This window comes from Pseudomonas sp. DrBHI1, assembly GCF_002205115.1.
Classification (GTDB): Bacteria; Pseudomonadota; Gammaproteobacteria; order Pseudomonadales; family Pseudomonadaceae; genus Aquipseudomonas; species Aquipseudomonas mosselii.
This window is the reverse complement of the sequence record NZ_NIBE01000045.1, coordinates 39,469-57,098: the sequence shown is the minus strand read 5'-3', so window position 1 is coordinate 57,098 and position 17,630 is coordinate 39,469. Positions and strand designations below refer to the sequence as shown.

The 17,630-nt window shown below is 65.4% G+C and carries 18 protein-coding genes; 14 read left to right on the top strand and 4 right to left on the bottom strand.

Annotation, left to right across the window (positions count from 1 at the left end; translation table 11 throughout):
* Positions 1-4: 4 nt before the first annotated feature.
* A complete protein-coding gene (locus CC207_RS07410) occupies positions 5-1,153 on the bottom strand; it encodes a patatin-like phospholipase family protein (RefSeq protein WP_088851808.1) in 1,149 nt (382 codons plus the stop codon).
* 75 nt (positions 1,154-1,228) lie between these two features.
* The gene (locus CC207_RS07405) at positions 1,229-2,164 is read right to left on the bottom strand and encodes a lipid A biosynthesis lauroyl acyltransferase (protein WP_088851807.1); all 936 of its coding nucleotides are present in this window, start codon (positions 2,162-2,164) and stop codon (positions 1,229-1,231) included.
* 100 nt (positions 2,165-2,264) lie between these two features.
* On the opposite strand from CC207_RS07405, the gene minC reads away from it, so the two are divergent.
* The 7 genes from minC (at position 2,265) to CC207_RS07375 (ending at position 8,833) form a co-directional block, all read left to right on the top strand.
* Positions 2,265-3,026 (top strand): septum site-determining protein MinC, encoded by a 762-nt coding sequence (minC, locus tag CC207_RS07400; RefSeq protein WP_028690865.1) that lies wholly within the window; start codon positions 2,265-2,267, stop codon positions 3,024-3,026.
* 96 nt (positions 3,027-3,122) lie between these two features.
* Positions 3,123-3,935 (top strand): septum site-determining protein MinD, encoded by an 813-nt coding sequence (gene minD / locus CC207_RS07395; protein ID WP_028690866.1) that lies wholly within the window; start codon positions 3,123-3,125, stop codon positions 3,933-3,935.
* Positions 3,936-3,938: 3 nt separating this feature from the next.
* A complete protein-coding gene (gene minE / locus CC207_RS07390; RefSeq protein WP_011532731.1) occupies positions 3,939-4,193 on the top strand; it encodes a cell division topological specificity factor MinE in 255 nt (84 codons plus the stop codon).
* A 112-nt stretch (positions 4,194-4,305) separates the two neighbouring features.
* Entirely contained in the window at positions 4,306-4,941 is a 636-nt protein-coding gene (locus CC207_RS07385; protein WP_028690867.1) for an RluA family pseudouridine synthase, read from the top strand.
* A 90-nt stretch (positions 4,942-5,031) separates the two neighbouring features.
* Entirely contained in the window at positions 5,032-6,321 is a 1,290-nt protein-coding gene (locus CC207_RS07380; protein WP_028690868.1) for a M18 family aminopeptidase, read from the top strand.
* A 140-nt stretch (positions 6,322-6,461) separates the two neighbouring features.
* Complete coding sequence (locus CC207_RS27115) at positions 6,462-6,632, top strand: hypothetical protein (protein ID WP_167388396.1); 171 nt, start codon at positions 6,462-6,464, stop codon at positions 6,630-6,632.
* Positions 6,633-6,676: 44 nt separating this feature from the next.
* Positions 6,677-8,833, top strand: a complete 2,157-nt coding sequence (locus CC207_RS07375) for a mechanosensitive ion channel family protein (RefSeq protein ID WP_088851806.1) — start codon at positions 6,677-6,679, stop codon at positions 8,831-8,833.
* A gap of 15 nt (positions 8,834-8,848) precedes the next feature.
* Here the strand turns inward: CC207_RS07375 and CC207_RS07370 are convergent, their stop codons facing one another.
* Positions 8,849-9,562, bottom strand: a complete 714-nt coding sequence (locus CC207_RS07370; protein ID WP_069017451.1) for a UTRA domain-containing protein — start codon at positions 9,560-9,562, stop codon at positions 8,849-8,851.
* A 327-nt stretch (positions 9,563-9,889) separates the two neighbouring features.
* Here CC207_RS07370 and CC207_RS07365 point away from each other — a divergent pair, with 327 nt between their 5' ends.
* The 7 genes from CC207_RS07365 (at position 9,890) to sugE (ending at position 15,684) form a co-directional block, all read left to right on the top strand.
* Positions 9,890-10,945: an extracellular solute-binding protein gene (locus CC207_RS07365; RefSeq protein WP_088851805.1), complete on the top strand. Its 1,056-nt coding sequence runs from the start codon at positions 9,890-9,892 to the stop codon at positions 10,943-10,945.
* 155 nt (positions 10,946-11,100) lie between these two features.
* On the top strand, positions 11,101-11,907 hold the full coding sequence (locus tag CC207_RS07360; protein WP_028690873.1) for an alkaline phosphatase family protein: 807 nt from the start codon (positions 11,101-11,103) through the stop codon (positions 11,905-11,907).
* Positions 11,904-12,743, top strand: a complete 840-nt coding sequence (locus tag CC207_RS07355) for an ABC transporter permease subunit (RefSeq protein WP_088851804.1) — start codon at positions 11,904-11,906, stop codon at positions 12,741-12,743. The genes CC207_RS07360 and CC207_RS07355 overlap by 4 nt, the downstream gene beginning before the upstream one ends.
* The gene (locus CC207_RS07350) at positions 12,733-13,527 is read left to right on the top strand and encodes an ABC transporter permease (protein WP_062361447.1); all 795 of its coding nucleotides are present in this window, start codon (positions 12,733-12,735) and stop codon (positions 13,525-13,527) included. The genes CC207_RS07355 and CC207_RS07350 overlap by 11 nt, the downstream gene beginning before the upstream one ends.
* A gap of 1 nt (position 13,528) precedes the next feature.
* Complete coding sequence (locus tag CC207_RS07345; RefSeq protein WP_088851803.1) at positions 13,529-14,518, top strand: ABC transporter ATP-binding protein; 990 nt, start codon at positions 13,529-13,531, stop codon at positions 14,516-14,518.
* A 13-nt stretch (positions 14,519-14,531) separates the two neighbouring features.
* On the top strand, positions 14,532-15,185 hold the full coding sequence (locus CC207_RS07340; RefSeq protein WP_028690877.1) for an HAD family phosphatase: 654 nt from the start codon (positions 14,532-14,534) through the stop codon (positions 15,183-15,185).
* Positions 15,186-15,366: 181 nt separating this feature from the next.
* The gene (gene sugE, locus CC207_RS07335) at positions 15,367-15,684 is read left to right on the top strand and encodes a quaternary ammonium compound efflux SMR transporter SugE (RefSeq protein ID WP_028690878.1); all 318 of its coding nucleotides are present in this window, start codon (positions 15,367-15,369) and stop codon (positions 15,682-15,684) included.
* 16 nt (positions 15,685-15,700) lie between these two features.
* On the opposite strand, the gene CC207_RS07330 is transcribed toward sugE, so the two are convergent.
* Positions 15,701-17,575, bottom strand: coding sequence for an MFS transporter (locus CC207_RS07330; RefSeq protein ID WP_088851802.1), 1,875 nt, complete (start codon positions 17,573-17,575; stop codon positions 15,701-15,703).
* Positions 17,576-17,630 lie beyond the last annotated feature (55 nt).

Genomic DNA, 17,630 nt, shown 5'->3' with positions numbered 1-17,630 from the left:
GTGTTCAGCCAGGCAGTCCGAGGAACTGACACAGCTCCCGTTTCTTGGCCAACGCATCCTTGCGCCCCAACTCGATCAGTTCGCTGCAATAGCTCGCCTCGAACAGCAGGTAGCTCAGCACCCCCGCACCGCTGGTCTTGGTAGCGCCAGGCCCACGCAGGAAAAGCCTCAGCGCCGCTGGCAGCTCGCGCCGATGACGGGCGGCGATCTCGTCCAGCGGCTGGCTGGGCGCCACCACCAGCACCTCGATCGGCGCCAGCCCCAGGCGCCGGGCGTCCAGGTGCGCCGGCATCAGGTGGCTGAGATGGTTGAGCCGCTGCAGCAACTCGATATCGTCCTCGAGACTGTCGATGAACGTGCTGTTGAGCATATGCCCGCCGATCTGCGCCAGGCTCGGCTGCTGGCCGCTGAACACGCGCTGGGTGGGCAAGGGCGGCGCCGGGCGCTGGGGGTTGCCACTGACGCCGACCACCAGCACGCGGCTGGCGCCCAGGTGCAGCGCCGGGCTGATCGGCGCCGACTGGCGCACCGCGCCATCTCCGAAGAACTCATCGCCCAGGCGCACCGGCGCGAACAACAGCGGGATCGCCGAGCTGGCCAGCAGGTGGTCGATGGTCAACGGCGTGGGCATGCCGATGCGCCGGTGGCGCAGCCAGGGCTCGATGGTGTCGCGCCCCTGGTAGAAGGTCACCGCCTGGCCGGACTCGTAGCCAAAGGCGGTCACGGCAATGGCGCGCAACTGATTGGCCGCCAGGGAGTGGGCGATGCCGTCCAGGTCCAGGTGCTCATGCAGCAGGCGGCGCAGCGGGCGACTGTCGAGCAGCGCCACCGGCACCTGGCCGCCGAGCCCCAGCAGGTTGTGGCCGACGAAGCGGCTGGCCTGGCGGATCACCCCGGGCCAGTCGCTGCGCAGCACCAGGTGGCTGCGAAAGTTCTGCCAGAAGGCGGTCAGGTGCTGCACCGATTCGGCGAAGCGGGTAGCCCCGCTGGCCAGCTTGACGGCATTGATCGCGCCAGCGGAGGTACCGACGATCACCGGGAAGGGATTGGCCGCCCCAGGGGGCAGCAGCTCGGCGATGCCGGCCAGCACGCCGACCTGGTAGGCCGCGCGGGCACCGCCGCCGGAGAGGATCAGGCCGGTGGTTGAGGTCATTGCTCCTCCCTGGAATCAGTGCTTGCCAGTGACCGCCCTATCGCGGGGCCAGCCCGCTACCACGCGGCCCCAGTGTCATTTTTTCTTCTTGTCGTACAGCCGTGGCTCGCCCTCGGGCCGCGACTTGAAGCGCCGGTGCGCCCACAGGTACTGCTCCGGGCACTCGCGCAGCACGCCCTCTACCCACTGGTTGATGCGCAGGCAGTCGGCCTCCTCGGTTTCGCCGGGGAAGTCAGCGAGCGGCGGATGCACCACCAGACGATAGCCGCTGCCGTCCTCCAGGCGCCGCTGGGTGAACGGAATCACCCGGGCCTTGCCCAGCCGGGCGAACTTGGTGGTGGCGGTGACGGTGGCCGCGGGAATGCCGAACAGCGGCACGAAGATACTCTGCTTGATGCCATAGTCCTGGTCCGGCGCGTACCAGATCGCCCGGCCCTTGCGCAGCAGCTTGAGCATGCCGCGCACGTCGTCGCGCTCCACGGCCAGTGAATCGAGGTTGTGGCGCTCGCGACCGCGGCGCTGGACGAAGTCGAACACCGGGTTGCCGTGCTCGCGGTACATGCCGTCGATGGTGTGGGCCTGCCCCAGCAGCGCGGCGCCGATCTCCAGGGTGGTAAAGTGCACGGCCATGAGGATGGCACCCTCGCCTTCGCGCTGGGCGGTCTGCAGGTGCTCGATGCCCTCGATGTGGGCCAGGCGCGCCAGCCGGGCCTTTGGCCACCACCAGCTCATGGCCATCTCGAAGAAGGCGATGCCGGTGGAGGCGAAGTTTTCCTTGAGCAGATATTGCCGTTCGTCGCCGGACAGTTCGGGGAAACACAGCTCGAGGTTGCGCGCGGCAATGCGCCGGCGCTCGCCGGCTACCCGGTACATCACCGCGCCCAGGGCGCGGCCCAGGCCCAGCAGGGCACGGTACGGCAGTTGGGCGACCAGCCACAGCAGGCCCAGGCCCAGCCACAGCCCCCAGAATCGCGGGTGGAGGAAAGAGGATCGAAAACGCGGGCGTTCCATTGAAGCTTCCGGCAAGACATGAGCCCGGCATTCTACATCGGTTGCGGGCAATCGGTCTTATCGCTATAAGTCAGGGCACTTTTTTCGCAACAAGCCGTCTATGCAGACCATGAGCCCCAACCAGACACCCGACAACGCCCCCGTGTTCCAGCTCAAGGGCAGCATGCTTGCCATCACCGTGCTGGAACTGGCGCGCAACGACCTCGAATCCCTCGACCGCCAGCTGGCGGCGAAGGTGGCGCAGGCGCCGAATTTCTTCAGCAACACCCCGCTGGTGCTGGCCCTGGACAAGCTGCCCCATGACTCGGGCGCCATCGACCTGCCCGGGCTGATGCGCGTGTGCCGTCACCATGGCCTGCGCACCCTGGCGATCCGCGCCAGCCGCATCGAGGACATCGCCGCGGCGATCGCCATCGACCTGCCGGTGCTGCCGCCGTCGGGTGCCCGTGAACGCCCGCTCGAGCCCGAACCGGAAGCGAAGAAGCCCGAACCCGCGCCAGCTCCGCCACCGGCGCCGGCCGAACCCGAGGTGCGCCCGACCCGCATCATCACCTCGCCGGTGCGCGGCGGCCAGCAGATCTACGCCCAGGGCGGCGACCTGGTGGTGACAGGCTCGGTCAGCCCCGGCGCGGAACTTCTCGCCGATGGCAACATCCATGTGTACGGCGCCATGCGCGGCCGCGCCCTGGCCGGTATCAAGGGCAACACCAAGGCGCGCATCTTCTGCCAGCAGATGACCGCGGAAATGGTCTCCATCGCCGGCCAGTACAAAGTGTGCGAAGACCTGCGCCGCGACCCGCTGTGGGGCTCGGGCGTGCAGGTCAGCCTGTCCGGCGACGTGTTGAACATCACCCGTCTTTAACGGATACTTGCCGGCATTTTTAGCGCAACTTTTTTCCCGTTGCCGTTTTTTGTATTTGCAGGGACACGCGTCCCGTTTATTTAGGGGTGAAACACCTTGGCCAAGATTCTCGTCGTCACTTCCGGCAAGGGGGGTGTGGGCAAGACCACCACCAGCGCCGCCATCGGTACCGGCCTCGCACTGCGCGGCTACAAGACTGTCATCGTCGACTTCGACGTCGGCCTGCGTAACCTCGACCTGATCATGGGCTGCGAGCGCCGCGTGGTGTACGACTTCGTCAACGTGGTCAACGGCGAGGCCAACCTGCAGCAGGCCCTGATCAAGGACAAGCGCCTGGAGAACCTGTTCGTGCTGGCCGCCAGCCAGACCCGCGACAAGGACGCCCTGACCCAGGAAGGCGTGGAAAAGGTCCTGATGGAGCTGAAGGAAACCTTCGACTACGTCATCTGCGACTCGCCGGCCGGTATCGAGAAAGGCGCGCACCTGGCAATGTACTTCGCCGACGAAGCCATCGTCGTGACCAACCCCGAGGTGTCCTCGGTACGCGACTCCGACCGCATGCTGGGCATCCTGTCGAGCAAGTCGCGCCGCTCCGAGAACGGCGAGGAGCCGATAAAGGAACACCTGCTGATCACCCGTTACCACCCCGAGCGCGTCGAGAAGGGCGAAATGCTCAGCATCGCCGACGTCGAAGAGATCCTGGCGATCAAGCTCAAGGGTGTGATTCCCGAGTCGCAAGCCGTTCTCAAGGCCTCCAACCAGGGCATCCCGGTCATCCTTGACGACCAGAGCGATGCCGGCCAGGCGTACAGTGACACCGTCGACCGTCTGCTGGGCAAAGAGAAGCCCCTGCGGTTCATCGACGTGCAGAAGCAAGGATTCTTCGCGCGTCTGTTTGGAGGCAAGTAAACCATGAACCTTTTTGACTTCTTTCGTGGCAGACAGAAACAGACCAGCGCGTCGGTAGCGAAAGAGCGTCTACAGATCATCGTGGCGCACGAGCGCGGCCAGCGCAGCACCCCGGACTACCTGCCCGCCCTGCAGAAGGAGCTGGTCGAGGTGATCCGCAAGTACGTCAACATCGGCAACGACGATGTGCAGGTGGCGCTGGAGAACCAGGGCAGCTGCTCGATCCTGGAGCTGAACATCACCCTGCCCGAGCGCTGATCTTTCAGTAGCTCAGGGTTACCTTGTGGGAGCGGGCTTGCCCCGCGATTGCCTCCAATGGCCGTCGCGGGGCAAGCCCGCTCCCACAATGCTTTGCAGAGAACACCTGAACATGCCGCTGTCGAACATCCAGATCCTTCACGAAGACGCCGCCATCCTGGTGATCAACAAGCCGACCCTGCTGTTGTCGGTGCCGGGTCGCGCCGAGGACAACAAGGACTGCCTGATCACCCGCCTGCAGGAAAACGGCTACCCGGATGCCCTGATCGTCCACCGCCTGGACTGGGAAACCTCGGGGATCATCCTGCTCGCCCGCGACGCCGACAGCCACCGCGAGCTGTCGCGCCAGTTCCACGACCGCGAGACCGAAAAGGCCTATACCGCGCTGTGCTGGGGCCAACCGACCCTGGACAGCGGCAGCATCGACCTGCCGCTGCGCTATGACCCGCCGACCAAGCCGCGCCATGTGGTCGACCACGAACAGGGCAAGCACGCCCTGACCTTCTGGCGCATCGTCGAACGCTGCGCCGATCATTGCCGGGTCGAGCTGACACCGATCACCGGGCGCTCGCACCAGTTGCGCGTGCACATGCTGTCGATCGGCCACCCGCTGCTGGGCGACCGGTTGTACGCCAACCCCGAGGCGCTGGCGGCCCATGAGCGGCTGTGCCTGCATGCGTCGATGCTGAGCTTCACCCACCCGGTATCTGGCGAACGCCTGAAGTTCGAGTGTCCGGCGCCGTTCTGATTACTCGAGCCGTATAGTGCCAGCAACAGGGCCGGCACAAATTTTCGAGCAATTACGCTAAACTCGCGCCACTGCTGTCTGGAGTGACTTATGCGCGATGCCCTGAATGCCGGCCTGATCGAATTCCTCAAGGCCTCCCCGACGCCGTTCCATGCCACCGCCAGCCTCGCGCAGCGCCTCGAGGCCGCCGGCTACCAGCGTCTGGACGAACGCGACAGCTGGGCCACCGTGCCCGGTGGTCGCTACTACGTGACCCGCAACGATTCCTCGATCATCGCCATCAAGCTCGGCAAGCTCTCGCCGCTGCTGGGCGGCATCCGCATGGTCGGCGCCCACACCGACAGCCCGTGCCTGCGGGTCAAGCCGCAGCCCGAGCTGCAACGCCAGGGCTTCCTGCAACTGGGCGTGGAAGTGTACGGCGGCGCCCTGCTTGCCCCTTGGTTCGACCGCGACCTGTCGCTGGCCGGCCGGGTCACCTTCCGCCGTGATGGCAAGGTGGAGAGCCAGCTGATCGACTTCAAGCTGCCGATCGCCGTAATCCCCAACCTGGCGATCCACCTCAACCGCACCGCCAACGAAGGCTGGCAGATCAACCCGCAGACCGAGCTGCCGCCGATCCTGGCCCAGGTGGCCGGCGACGAGCGCGTCGACTTCCGCGCCCTGCTCACCGAGCAACTGGCCCGCGAGCACGACCTCAACGCCGACGTGGTGCTCGACTACGAGCTGAGCTTCTACGACACCCAGGACGCCGCGTTGATCGGCCTGAACGGCGACTTCATCGCCGCCGCCCGCCTGGACAACCTGCTGTCGTGCTATGCCGGCCTGCAGGCCTTGCTGGGTGCCGACAGCGACGAGACCTGCGTGCTGGTGTGCAACGACCACGAGGAAGTCGGCTCCTGCTCGGCCTGCGGCGCCGACGGCCCCATGCTCGAGCAGACCCTGCAACGCCTGCTGCCCGAAGGCGACGACTACGTGCGCACCATCCAGCGCTCGCTGATGGTCTCGGCCGACAACGCCCACGGCGTGCACCCCAACTACGCCGACAAGCACGACGGCAACCACGGGCCCAAGCTCAACGCCGGCCCGGTGATCAAGGTCAACAACAACCAGCGCTACGCCACCAACAGCGAAACCGCTGGGTTCTTCCGCCACCTGTGCATGGCCGAGGAAGTGCCGGTGCAGAGCTTCGTGGTGCGCAGTGACATGGGCTGCGGCTCGACCATCGGCCCGATCACCGCCAGCCACCTGGGCGTGCGCACGGTCGACATCGGCCTGCCGACCTTCGCCATGCACTCGATTCGCGAACTGTGCGGCAGCCATGACCTGGCGCACCTGGTGAAGGTGCTCAGCGCCTTCTACCGCAGCCGCGAACTGCCCTGACGGCCAACCCGCTCCCACGCGGACCTGTGGGAGCGGCGGTGTGCCGATGCGACTTGCCCACCGCCTGCCCCCGGTCAATCCGCCTCGCTTGCAAAGCGCTATGCTTGATACATGGCCCCCAAAACAGAAGGATGCTGTTCATGTCATCGCCGTTCCTGTCCCTGTTCGTGCCGGTGTTCCTGTTCCTGATGCTGCTGACCATCGGCTTCAGCCTGCGCGAGCGCAATGTCGGCGTGTTGATGATGTGGATCGGCACCCTCGGCATTTTCGGCCTCACCTGCTGGAAGATCCTCGAGAAACTGCCGTCGTAAACCACTACACTCGGGCAAACGTTTGACCTGAGGTAGAGTTTCCGGTGCCAGCCCTCCTGCGTTGCATCACGCTGCTGTTCCTGCTGTTCATCACCCCGGTGCACGCCGCCGGCCTGCCGGGCCTGCTCGGTTCCAGCACACCCGCCCAGCCCGAAGCCAGCGAACCGCTGGGCAAGTCGCTGGACGAGGTGATCAAGAGCCTGGAGAACGACCAGCAACGGGCCAAGCTGCTGGCCGACCTGAAGAAGCTGCGCGACGCCAGCAAACAATCGCAACCCACGGTCGAACAGGGCGTGCTCGGCCTGATCGGTGGCGCCCTGCACGATTTCGAGCAGCAGTTCAGCGGCGATGCCAGTCCGTTCAAGCGCTGGTCGCTGGAAATCGACCAGGCGCAGGATGAGTTGGCCGCGCTGGTGGTGCCGGTGCACCAGTGGCCGGCGATCCTGTTCGGCTTTGCCGGGGTGATCCTGGTCTGGAGCCTGCTGGCCTACACCTTCAACTGGATCGGCCACCGCGTGCGCCTACGCTTCGGCCTGACCGAGGAACTGCCCCAGCACCCGCGTACCTGGGACCTGGTGCGCTTCGCCCTGCGCAAGCTGGGACCGTGGCTGGTGGCGCTGGTGTTCACCGTGTACCTGAGCTTCGCCCTGCCCTCCTCGCTGGGCAAGTCGATGGCCATGGTGCTGGCCTACGCACTGGTGGTCGGCACACTGTTCTCGGCGATCTGCGTGATCGCTTTCTCGCTGCTCGACGGCCCGCATCGCCACCGCGCCCTGCATATCCTGCGGCACCAGGCGTTCCGCCCGCTGTGGCTGATCGGCAGCTTCGCCGCGTTCGGCGAGGCGATGAGCGACCCACGCCTGACCACTGCCCTGGGCAGCCACCTGGCCCACGCCCTGGCCACCCTGGCCAATGTCGTCGCGGCGCTGTGCACTGGGCTGTTCATCCTGCGCTTTCGCCGCCCGATCGCCCACCTGATCCGCAACCAGCCCCTGTCCCGACGCCTGACCCGGCGCACCCTGAGCGACACCATCGAGCTGCTCGGCAGTTTCTGGTACCTCCCGGCGCTGATCCTGGTGGCGATCTCGCTGTTCGCCACCTTCGTTTCCGCCGGCGACACCAGCACTGCCCTGCGCCAGTCGCTGATGTGCACGGTGCTGGTAGTGGTGTGCATGGTGCTCAACGGTCTGGTGCGGCGCCACGCCGCCAAACCCCGGCGCGCCAACAAGCGCCAGGCGGTCTACACCGAACGCCTGCGCAACTTCGGCTACGTGCTGGTGCACCTGTTCATCTGGCTGGTGTTCATCGAGCTGGGCCTGCGCGTCTGGGGCCGCTCGATGATCAGCTTCGCCGAGGGCGACGGCCATGAAGTGAGCCTGCGCCTGCTGGGCCTGGCCGGCACGCTGATCGTCGCCTGGCTGGTGTGGATCCTCGCCGACACCGCCGTGCACCATGCCCTGGTGCGCTCGCGCCGTGGCCTGGCCAACGCCCGGGCACAGACCATGATGCCCTTGATCCGCAACGTGATGTTCGTGGTGATCTTCATCATCGCGGTGATCGTCGCCCTGGCCAACATGGGCATGAACGTCACCCCGCTGCTGGCCGGTGCCGGCGTCATCGGCCTGGCCATCGGTTTCGGCGCCCAGTCGCTGGTGGCCGACCTGATCACCGGGCTGTTCATCATCATCGAGGACTCGCTGGCCATCGACGACTACGTCGACGTCGGCGGCCACCTGGGCACGGTCGAAGGCCTGACCATCCGTACCGTGCGCCTGCGGGACATCGACGGCATCGTGCACACCATCCCGTTCAGCGAGATCAAGAGCATCAAGAACTACTCGCGGGAGTTCGGCTACGCGATCTTCCGCGTGGCCATCCCGCACAGCATGAACATCGACCAGGCCATCACGCTGGTCCGCGAAGTGGGCCAGAAGCTGCGCAACGACCCGCTGATGCGCCGCAACATCTGGTCGCCGCTGGAGTTGCAGGGGGTGGAGAGCTTCGAGTCGGGCTCGGCGATCCTGCGGGCGCGGTTCAAGACCGCGCCGATCAAGCAGTGGGAGGTATCGCGGGCGTTCAACCTGGCCTTGAAGCGGCAGCTCGATGAAGCCGGTCTGGACCTGGCGACGCCACGGCTGTCAGTGCAGGTGGTGACGGCTGGCGGTGGCGGCATGGCTGAGACCGGAGGCGCTAGCAGTTAGGGCCGCTTCGCGCCCCTAACCCGCCTCGGCGCGGATGCGGATCGCATCGTGCCGCCAGTATTCCAGGTCACAGTCGATCAGATGCCCATGCTGGTCGCTGTTGACCCGGGTGATGTGCAAGCCCGGGCTGCCCGTCGAGACCTTCAGCGCCCCTGCCGCCGCCACTGGCAACGCGGTCGGCAGGATCTCGAAGCACACCTGCCCATAGTGAATGGCGTACTCCCGCGCATAGATCTCGGTCAGCGACCGGGCCAGGTCCAGCTCGAGGATCCCCGGGAAGTAGCGCGGGTTGAGATAGTGCTCGGCGTACAGCACCGCCCGCCCATCGATGCGCCGCAAACGGCAGATCCGCACCACGCTGGACAACGCCGGCAGGCGCAGGCGCGCGCAGATCGCCGCCGAGGCCGGTTGCAGGCGTGCCGACAGCAACTCGGTGCTCGGCACCCGCCCCTGGTCGCGCACCATCGCATGGAAGTGGCTGCGCTCGATCAGGTCGTAGGTCAGACGCTCGGGCGCGACGAACCAGCCACGGCGCTCCTCGCGGTAGATCAGCCCTTGGGCCTCCAGCTGCACCAGTGCCTCGCGCAGGGTGATGCGCGTGGTGTCGAACACTTCGCTGAGCCGACGCTCGGCCGGCAGCTTGCCGCCGGGGGCCAGCAGGCCGTGTTCGATCTGCTCCTGCAGGGCATGGCAGATGGCTGTTACCGCGCGCGGTGGCGTCGCTTGCATCAAAGGTTACCTATCTGGACTAGTCCAGCCCCATAAAGGGGCATGTGGCGATGGCTACAAGCCTAGGCAAGGCTGATGAACATCCTGTGACAAAGCCTCGCCCAGGGACTTGCCAGATCCGGGCCAGGCCACGCGATTCCAGGCTTTCGATGTGGTCTACGCTGTATCCCGAGAGCCATCGGCCTGCCACCCACTCCTTCTTCTTACATCAAACTGTCACGCAACAGGCCTACCTTGGCTCAAGGTTTGCTGACCTAGACCAGGGGTTCGCAAGCACCGCTTCTGTTCATAACAACGAATGCAAGGCACCCACCAAAGGAGCTTCGGATGAAAAAGTTGTTCATGGCGTCACTGCTCGGTTCGGCCATCGCTTTTTGCACCTCGGCCATGGCCCAGGACCTCAAGGCCCTTGAAGACGCCGCCCGCAAGGAAGGCACCGTCAACAGCGTGGGCATGCCCGATGCCTGGGCCAACTGGAAAGGCACCTGGGACGACCTGGCGAAAAAATACGGCCTCAAGCACAGCGACACCGACATGAGCTCAGCCCAGGAGATCGCCAAGTTCGACGCCGAGAAGGACAACGCCAGCGCCGACATCGGCGACGTCGGCGCCGCCTTCGGTCCGATCGCGGTCGCCAAGGGCGTCACCCAGCCCTACAAGCCGAGCACCTGGGACCAGGTGCCGGCGTGGGCCAAGGATCAGGACGGCCACTGGGCGCTGGCCTACACCGGCACCATCGCCTTCATCATCAACAAGGACCTGGTAAAGGAGAACGCGCCGAAATCCTGGGCGGACCTCAAAACCGGGAAGTACAAAGTTGCAATCGGCGACGTCAGCACCGCAGCCCAGGCAGCCAATGGTGTACTGGCAGCCGCAATCGCCAACGGTGGCAACGAGTCGAACATCGAGCCGGGCCTGCTGTTCTTCGCAGACCTGGCCAAGCAGAACCGCTTGTCGATGTCCAACCCTACCATCCAGACATTGGAGAAGGGCGAAGTGGAAGTCGGCGTGGTATGGGACTTCAACGGTCTGAGCTACCGTGAACAGATTGATCCCAAGCGTTTCGAGGTGCTGATCCCCTCCGATGGTTCGGTAATCTCGGGCTACACAACCATCATCAACAAGTACGCCAAACACCCGAACGCGGCGAAACTTGCGCGTGAGTACATTTTCAGCGATGCCGGCCAGACCAACCTGGCCATCGGCAACGCCCGGCCAATCCGTGCCGAACACCTGAAGTTGCCCGCCGAAGTACAGGCCAAGCTGTTGCCCAACGAGCAATATAAAAAGGTCCAACCAATCAAGGATGCAGCCGCGTGGGAAAAAACATCCAAGGCATTGCCACAACAGTGGAATGAACAAGTGATCACCGAGATGAACTGAGGCCAGACTATCCTGGGGCAGCTGCGCAGCCCATCGCGACGCAAGGCCGCTCCCACAGGGCCCACGTCGCCCAAGAGGTTTGCACTACCTCTGTGGGAGCGGCCTTGCGTCGCGAAAGGAGGGCAAAGCCCTCCCCCGCTTTTTCGGAGTCATAAATGAACCACAACGTCATCCTGGTCCTGCTCGACGGCCTCAACCACCAGGTCGCGCACCATGCCATGGGCCACCTGCACGCCTACGTCGAGGCCGACCGCGCCGCGCTGTACCGGGTGGAGTGCGAGCTGCCGTCACTGTCGCGACCGCTGTACGAATGCATCCTCACCGGCGTGCCGCCGATCGACAGCGGCATCGTCCATAACAACGTCAACCGCCTGTCCAACCAGCGCAGCGTGTTCCACTACGCCCGCGAGGCCGGCCTGGGCACTGCCGCCGCGGCCTATCACTGGATGAGCGAGCTGTACAACCGCTCACCCTTCGACCCCCTGCGCGACCGCCATACCCACGCACCGAAGCTGCCGATCCAGCACGGCCTGTTCTACTACGCAGACCACTACCCCGACTCGCACCTGCTGGCCGACGCCGAATACCTGCGCCGCCGCCATGCGCCGAACTTCCTGCTGGTGCACCCGATGAACATCGACGACGCCGGCCACCGCCACGGCCTGGACAGCAGCCAGTACCGCAACGCCGCCCGCAGCGCCGACATCCTGCTGGCCGACTACCTGCCGCGCTGGCTCGAAGAGGGCTACCAGGTGCTGGTCACCGCCGACCACGGCATGAACAACGACCGCTCGCACAACGGCCTGCTGGCCGAGGAACGCGAAGTGCCGCTGTTCGTGTTCGGCGAGGCGTTCAGCCTCGATCCCGCGGCCAAGCCGTTGCAGACCGAGCTGTGCGGCACGATCTGCGAGCTGCTCGGCGCCGCCCACGACAAACCGGTCTGCCGGGAGCTGCTCAAGTGAATGCAAGCCATCGCGGCCGCTACCTGGCCCTGCTCTGCCTGCTGCCGTTCGCCGTGTTCTTCATCATCTTCCAGATCGCGCCGCTGGCCTGGGTCGCCCTAAACAGTCTGCAGGGCGAAAGCGGCTGGGGCCTGGCCAACTTCAGCAAGGTCTTCGCCTCGAAGTTCTACCTGCAGGCGTTGCAACGCAGCCTGGAGATCAGCTTCTGGTCGAGCCTGTTCGGCATCGTCATCGCCACCCTGGGCGCCTATTCACTGCGCCAGGTCGACTCGAAACTGCGCGACTTCGTCAGCGCCTTCGCCAACATGACCAGCAATTTCGCCGGCGTGCCCCTGGCGTTCGCCTTCATCATCCTGCTCGGTTTCAATGGCGCACTGACGCTGCTGCTCAAGCAGATGGGCCTGCTCGGCGACTTCAGCATCTACTCCAAGACCGGCCTGATCCTGGTGTACACCTACTTCCAGATCCCCCTGGGCGTGCTGCTGCTCTACCCGGCCTTCGACGCCCTGCGCGAGGACTGGCGCGAGTCCGCCGCACTGCTCGGCGCCAGCCACTGGCAGTTCTGGCGGCATATCGGCCTGCCGGTGCTGACCCCGGCGCTGCTCGGCACCTTCGTCATCCTGCTGGCCAACGCCCTCGGCGCCTACGCCACTGTCTACGCCCTGACCACCGGCAACTTCAACGTGCTGCCGATCCGCATCGCGGGCCTGGTGGCCGGCGACATCAGCCTCGACCCGAACCTGGCCAGCGCCCTGGCGATGGTGCTGGTGGGCCTGATGACCGTGGTCACGGTGGTCCATCAATGGCTGCTCAAGAGGAGCTACCATGCGCGCTGAAAACAACGCTGGCGGGCTCTACCACCGCGTGGTGGTGTACCTGCTGTTCCTGATCCTGCTGCTGCCGCTGGCCGGCACCCTGCTCTACTCGTTGGCCACCAGTTGGTCGGCGACCCTGCTGCCCAGCGGGCTGACCTTCAAGTGGTACGTCGCACTGTGGAGCGAGCCGCGCTTTCTCGCCGCCTTCGGCCAGTCGCTGCTGGTATGCGTCGGCGCGCTGCTGCTGTCGGTGCTGCTGATCCTGCCGTTGCTGTTCGTGGTGCACTACCACTTCCCCAAGCTCGACGCGCTGATGAACGTCCTCATCCTGCTGCCGTTCGCCGTGCCCCCGGTGGTGTCGTCGGTGGGTCTGCTGCAGTTGTACGGCAGCGGGCCGATGGCCATGGTCGGCACGCCGTGGATCCTGATCGGCTGCTACTTCACCATCGCCCTGCCGTTCATGTATCGAGCCATCACCAACAACCTGCAGGCCATCAACCTGCGCGACCTGATGGACGCTGCCCAGCTGCTCGGCGCCAGCACCTGGCAGGCGGCGTTCCTGGTGGTGCTGCCCAACCTGCGCAAGGGCCTGATGGTGGCGCTGCTGCTGTCGTTCTCGTTCCTGTTCGGCGAGTTCGTGTTCGCCAACCTGCTGGTGGGCACCCGCTACGAGACCCTGCAGGTGTACCTGAACAACATGCGCAACAGCAGCGGCCACTTCAACAGCGCGCTGGTCATCTCCTACTTCGCCTTCGTGCTGGTGCTGACCTGGGTCGCCAACCGCCTGAACAAGGACAAGACCTGACATGAGCTTCGTCAGCGTACAGAAACTGCAAAAGAGCTACGCCGGCAGCCCGGTGTTCGAGAACATCGACTGCCAGATCGAGCGCGGCGAGTTCGTCACCCTGCTCGGCCCCTCCGGCTGCGGCAAGTCCACCCTGCTGCGCTGCATCGCCGGGCTGACCCCGGTGGACAGCGGGCGGATCCTGCTCGACGGCCAGGACATCGTGCCGTTGAGCCCGCAGAAGCGTGGCATCGGCATGGTGTTCCAGAGCTACGCCCTGTTCCCCAACATGACCGTGGAACAGAACGTCGCCTTCGGCCTGCGCATGCAGAAGGTCAAGGCCGACGAGAGCCAGGCGCGGGTGCGCGAAGTACTCGACCTGGTGGAGCTGGGCAGCTTCGCCGGACGCTACCCGCACCAGCTGTCCGGCGGCCAGTGCCAACGCGTGGCCCTGGCCCGCTCGCTGGTCACCCGCCCGCGCCTGCTGCTGCTCGACGAGCCGCTGTCGGCACTGGATGCGCGCATCCGCAAGCACCTGCGCGAGCAGATCCGCGCCATCCAGCGCGAGCTGGGGCTGACCACCATCTTCGTCACCCACGACCAGGAAGAGGCGCTGACCATGTCGGACCGCATCGTCCTGATGAACCAGGGCCGCATCGTCCAGAGCGGCGATGCCGAGACCCTCTACACCTCGCCCGTGGACCTGTTCGCCGCGGGCTTCATCGGCAACTACAACCTGCTCGACGCCGACAGCGCCAGCCGCCTGCTGCGACGCCCGGTCAACGGTCGCCTGGCGATCCGCCCGGAATCCATCACCCTGGGCCTGAACGGCGAACTGGACGGCGAGATCCTCAGCCACAGCCTGCTGGGCAACGTCATCCGTTATCGGGTGCGGGTGCGCGACGTCGAGCTGGTGGTCGACGTGCTCAACCGCTGCGCGGCCGACCTGCACGCGGACGGGCAGCGGGTATCCTTGTCGATCGACCCCACGGCGCTACGGGAAGTGGCCTAAGGAGCATCAACGCATGGCACTGGCAATCTTCGATCTGGACGAAACCCTGATCCACGGCGACTGCGCGTCGCTTTGGAGCGAGCAGATGGCCCGGCTGGGCTGGGTGGACGGCAAGGCTTTCCTCAAGCGCGACCACGAGCTGATGGAAGCCTACGGCAAGGGCCACCTGGCGATGGAGGACTACATGGCCTTCAGCCTGGAGCCCATCGCCGGGCGTACCCTGGAAGAGGTCGAGCACCTGGTCGAGCCCTGGGTGGAGGATGTGATCGAGCCGATCATCTACGGCGACGCCTGCCGTTGCATCGCCGAACACCGCAAGCGCGGCGACCGGATCCTGATCATTTCGGCCAGCGGCACCCACCTGGTCGGACCGATCGCGGCGCGCCTGGGCGTCGACGAGTACCTGGCCATCGAGCTGGAGGCGGTCAACGGCGTGTTCACCGGCAAGACCCACGGCGTGCTCACCTACCGCGAAGGCAAGATCACCCGCCTGCTGGAGTGGCTGGACCAGGAACAGGAAAACCTGGAGGGCGCGAGTTTCTACTCGGATTCACGCAACGACCTGCCGCTGCTGCTGAAGGTCGATCACCCGCACGTGGTGAACCCGGACCCGGTGCTGCGCGAGCATGCGCAGACCAATGGCTGGCCCATCCTGAGCTGGTCTTGACGTAGGTGTACATGCGTACCGGCCAGCCAGTGACGATGGCCGGCACAAGCACCATTGATCCGTCACGCTTGCCTCGCCCGCGGCAAATGTGCAGTATAGTGCGCACTGTGAGGACGGCCTCACGACGCTGTGCGTGAACATACCGGGGACGGCCCCATCATTGAATCGATGGAGACTTACCATGTCCTGGATCATCCTGTTCTTCGCCGGCCTGTTCGAAGTCGGCTGGGCTGTCGGCCTCAAGTACACCGACGGCTTCACCCGCCCCCTGCCGACCATTCTCACCGTCGGCGCCATGGTCATCAGCCTCGGCCTGCTGGGCCTGGCCATGAAGGAACTGCCGCTGGGTACCGCCTATGCCATCTGGACCGGTGTCGGCGCGGTCGGCACGGTGATCGCCGGGATCATCCTGTTCGGCGAATCCATGGCGCTCATCCGCCTGGCCAGTGTCGCCCTGATCATCACCGGCCTGGTCGGCCTGAAGGTCAGCGCCAGCTGACCTCCCTCCGTTTCCCTTAGCGAACGTCGCCGCGCAGCAGGCTCACCTGCTCGCGCAGCGCCTCGGGCTGCGCCGCCTCCACCGGGATGGCGGCGCCGGCCACCAGGGTCACCCGCGACCACAGGCGCTTGAAGAAACCCTTGTTCGGGTCGCGACTGAAGAAACTGCCCCACAGCCCCTGCAACGCCAGTGGAATTACCGGCACCGGCGTCTCCTGCAGGATGCGGTTCACCCCGCCCTTGAACACATCGATCTCACCGTCCGAACTCAGCTTGCCTTCGGGGAAGATACACACCAGCTCGCCGTCGGCCAGGTACTGGGCGATACGGGCGAAGGCACGCTCGTAGGTGGCCTCGTCCTCGCCACGCCCGGCGATGGGGATGGCGCCGGCGGTGCGGAACACGAAATTGAGCACCGGCAAATTGTAGATCTTGTAGTACATGACGAAACGGATCGGCCGGCGGATCGCCCCACCGATCAACAGCGCATCGACGAACGACACATGGTTGCACACCAGCAGCGCCGCGCCCTCATCGGGAATGCGCTGCAGCTCGCGGTGCTCGACCCGGTACATCGAGTGGCTGAGCAGCCAGATCAGGAAGCGCATGGTGAATTCCGGCACGATGCGGAAGATGTAGGCGTTGACCGCGATATTGAGCAAAGACACCACCAGGAACAGCTGCGGGATGCTCAGCTTGGCCAGGCTCAGCAGGACGATGGTGATGATCGCCGACACCACCATGAACAGCGCGTTGAGGATGTTGTTGGCGGCAATCACCCGGGCCCGCTGGTCTTCCGGCGTGCGTGCCTGGATCAGCGCGTACAGTGGCACGATGTAGAAGCCGCCGAAGATGCCCAGGCCAACGATCGACAGCATGATCCACCAGGCTTGGCTAATGCCCAGCAACGCCAGCCAGTCATGGGGCACGACGCCGACCGGCACATCCCCCGAATGCCACCACCAGAGCAGGCCGAACAGGGTCAGGCCGAACGAGCCGAACGGCACCAGGCCGATCTCCACCTTGCGTCCGCTCAGGCGCTCGCACAGCAGCGAACCGACGGCGATGCCCACCGAGAACAGGGTTAGCACCAGGGTCACCACGGTCTCGTCGCCGTGCAGCCAGTCCTTGGCGTAGGCCGGGATCTGCGTGAGGTAGATGGCACCGACGAACCAGAACCACGAGTTGCCGACAATCGAGCGCGACACCGCCGGGGTCTGGCCAAGGCCCAGGCGCAGGGTCAGCCAGGACTGCTTGAAGATGTTCCAGTCCAGCTTCATCTGCGGCGCGGCGGCGGCGGCGCGGGGGATCCAGCGACTGGCCAGGTAGCCCAGCACCGCAGTGCCCACCACCCCGGCGGCGGCCAGCACCGCGTACTGGCTGGAGGACATCAGCATCCCGGCGCCGATGGTCCCGGCCAGGATCGCCAGGAAAGTGCCCATCTCCACCAGGCCGTTGCCGCCCACCAGTTCCTCCTCGCGCAGGGCCTGGGGCAGGATCGAGTACTTCACCGGGCCGAACAGCGCCGAGTGGGTGCCCATGGCGAACAGCGCCACCAGCATCAACTCCAGATGATGGGTGACGAAACCGGTCGCGCCGATGGCCATGATGACGATCTCGGCCAGCTTGATCACGCGGATCAACCGGTCCTTGGCGAACTTCTCGCCGAACTGCCCGGCCAGCGCCGAGAACAGGAAGAACGGCAGGATGAACAGCAAGGCGCAGAGGTTGACCCAGATCGAGCGGTCGCCTTCCAGGCTCAGCTTGTAGAGGATCGCCAGGATCAGCGACTGCTTGAACAGGTTGTCGTTGAAGGCGCCCAGCGACTGGGTGATGAAGAACGGCAGGAAGCGCCGTTTGCCGAGCAGGGTGAATTGCGAGGGGTGACTCATCGTCCTTGTACCTGGTTGGGCTTTGTCATTGGAGGCACGTACAGCGTGATAAGCC

Bases quoted from the DNA above. Each gene is read 5' to 3' on its own strand.
- CC207_RS07410 (WP_088851808.1), bottom strand. From the start codon at position 1,153: ATGACCTCAACCACCGGCCTGATCCTCTCCGGCGGCGGTGCCCGCGCG.
- CC207_RS07405 (WP_088851807.1), bottom strand. From the start codon at position 2,164: ATGGAACGCCCGCGTTTTCGATCCTCTTTCCTCCACCCGCGATTCTGG.
- minC (WP_028690865.1), top strand. From the start codon at position 2,265: ATGCAGACCATGAGCCCCAACCAGACACCCGACAACGCCCCCGTGTTC.
- minE (WP_011532731.1), top strand. From the start codon at position 3,939: ATGAACCTTTTTGACTTCTTTCGTGGCAGACAGAAACAGACCAGCGCG.
- CC207_RS07385 (WP_028690867.1), top strand. From the start codon at position 4,306: ATGCCGCTGTCGAACATCCAGATCCTTCACGAAGACGCCGCCATCCTG.
- CC207_RS07380 (WP_028690868.1), top strand. From the start codon at position 5,032: ATGCGCGATGCCCTGAATGCCGGCCTGATCGAATTCCTCAAGGCCTCC.
- CC207_RS27115 (WP_167388396.1), top strand. From the start codon at position 6,462: ATGTCATCGCCGTTCCTGTCCCTGTTCGTGCCGGTGTTCCTGTTCCTG.
- CC207_RS07370 (WP_069017451.1), bottom strand. From the start codon at position 9,562: ATGCAAGCGACGCCACCGCGCGCGGTAACAGCCATCTGCCATGCCCTG.
- CC207_RS07365 (WP_088851805.1), top strand. From the start codon at position 9,890: ATGAAAAAGTTGTTCATGGCGTCACTGCTCGGTTCGGCCATCGCTTTT.
- CC207_RS07360 (WP_028690873.1), top strand. From the start codon at position 11,101: ATGAACCACAACGTCATCCTGGTCCTGCTCGACGGCCTCAACCACCAG.
- CC207_RS07350 (WP_062361447.1), top strand. From the start codon at position 12,733: ATGCGCGCTGAAAACAACGCTGGCGGGCTCTACCACCGCGTGGTGGTG.
- CC207_RS07345 (WP_088851803.1), top strand. From the start codon at position 13,529: ATGAGCTTCGTCAGCGTACAGAAACTGCAAAAGAGCTACGCCGGCAGC.
- CC207_RS07340 (WP_028690877.1), top strand. From the start codon at position 14,532: ATGGCACTGGCAATCTTCGATCTGGACGAAACCCTGATCCACGGCGAC.
- sugE (WP_028690878.1), top strand. From the start codon at position 15,367: ATGTCCTGGATCATCCTGTTCTTCGCCGGCCTGTTCGAAGTCGGCTGG.
- CC207_RS07330 (WP_088851802.1), bottom strand. From the start codon at position 17,575: ATGAGTCACCCCTCGCAATTCACCCTGCTCGGCAAACGGCGCTTCCTG.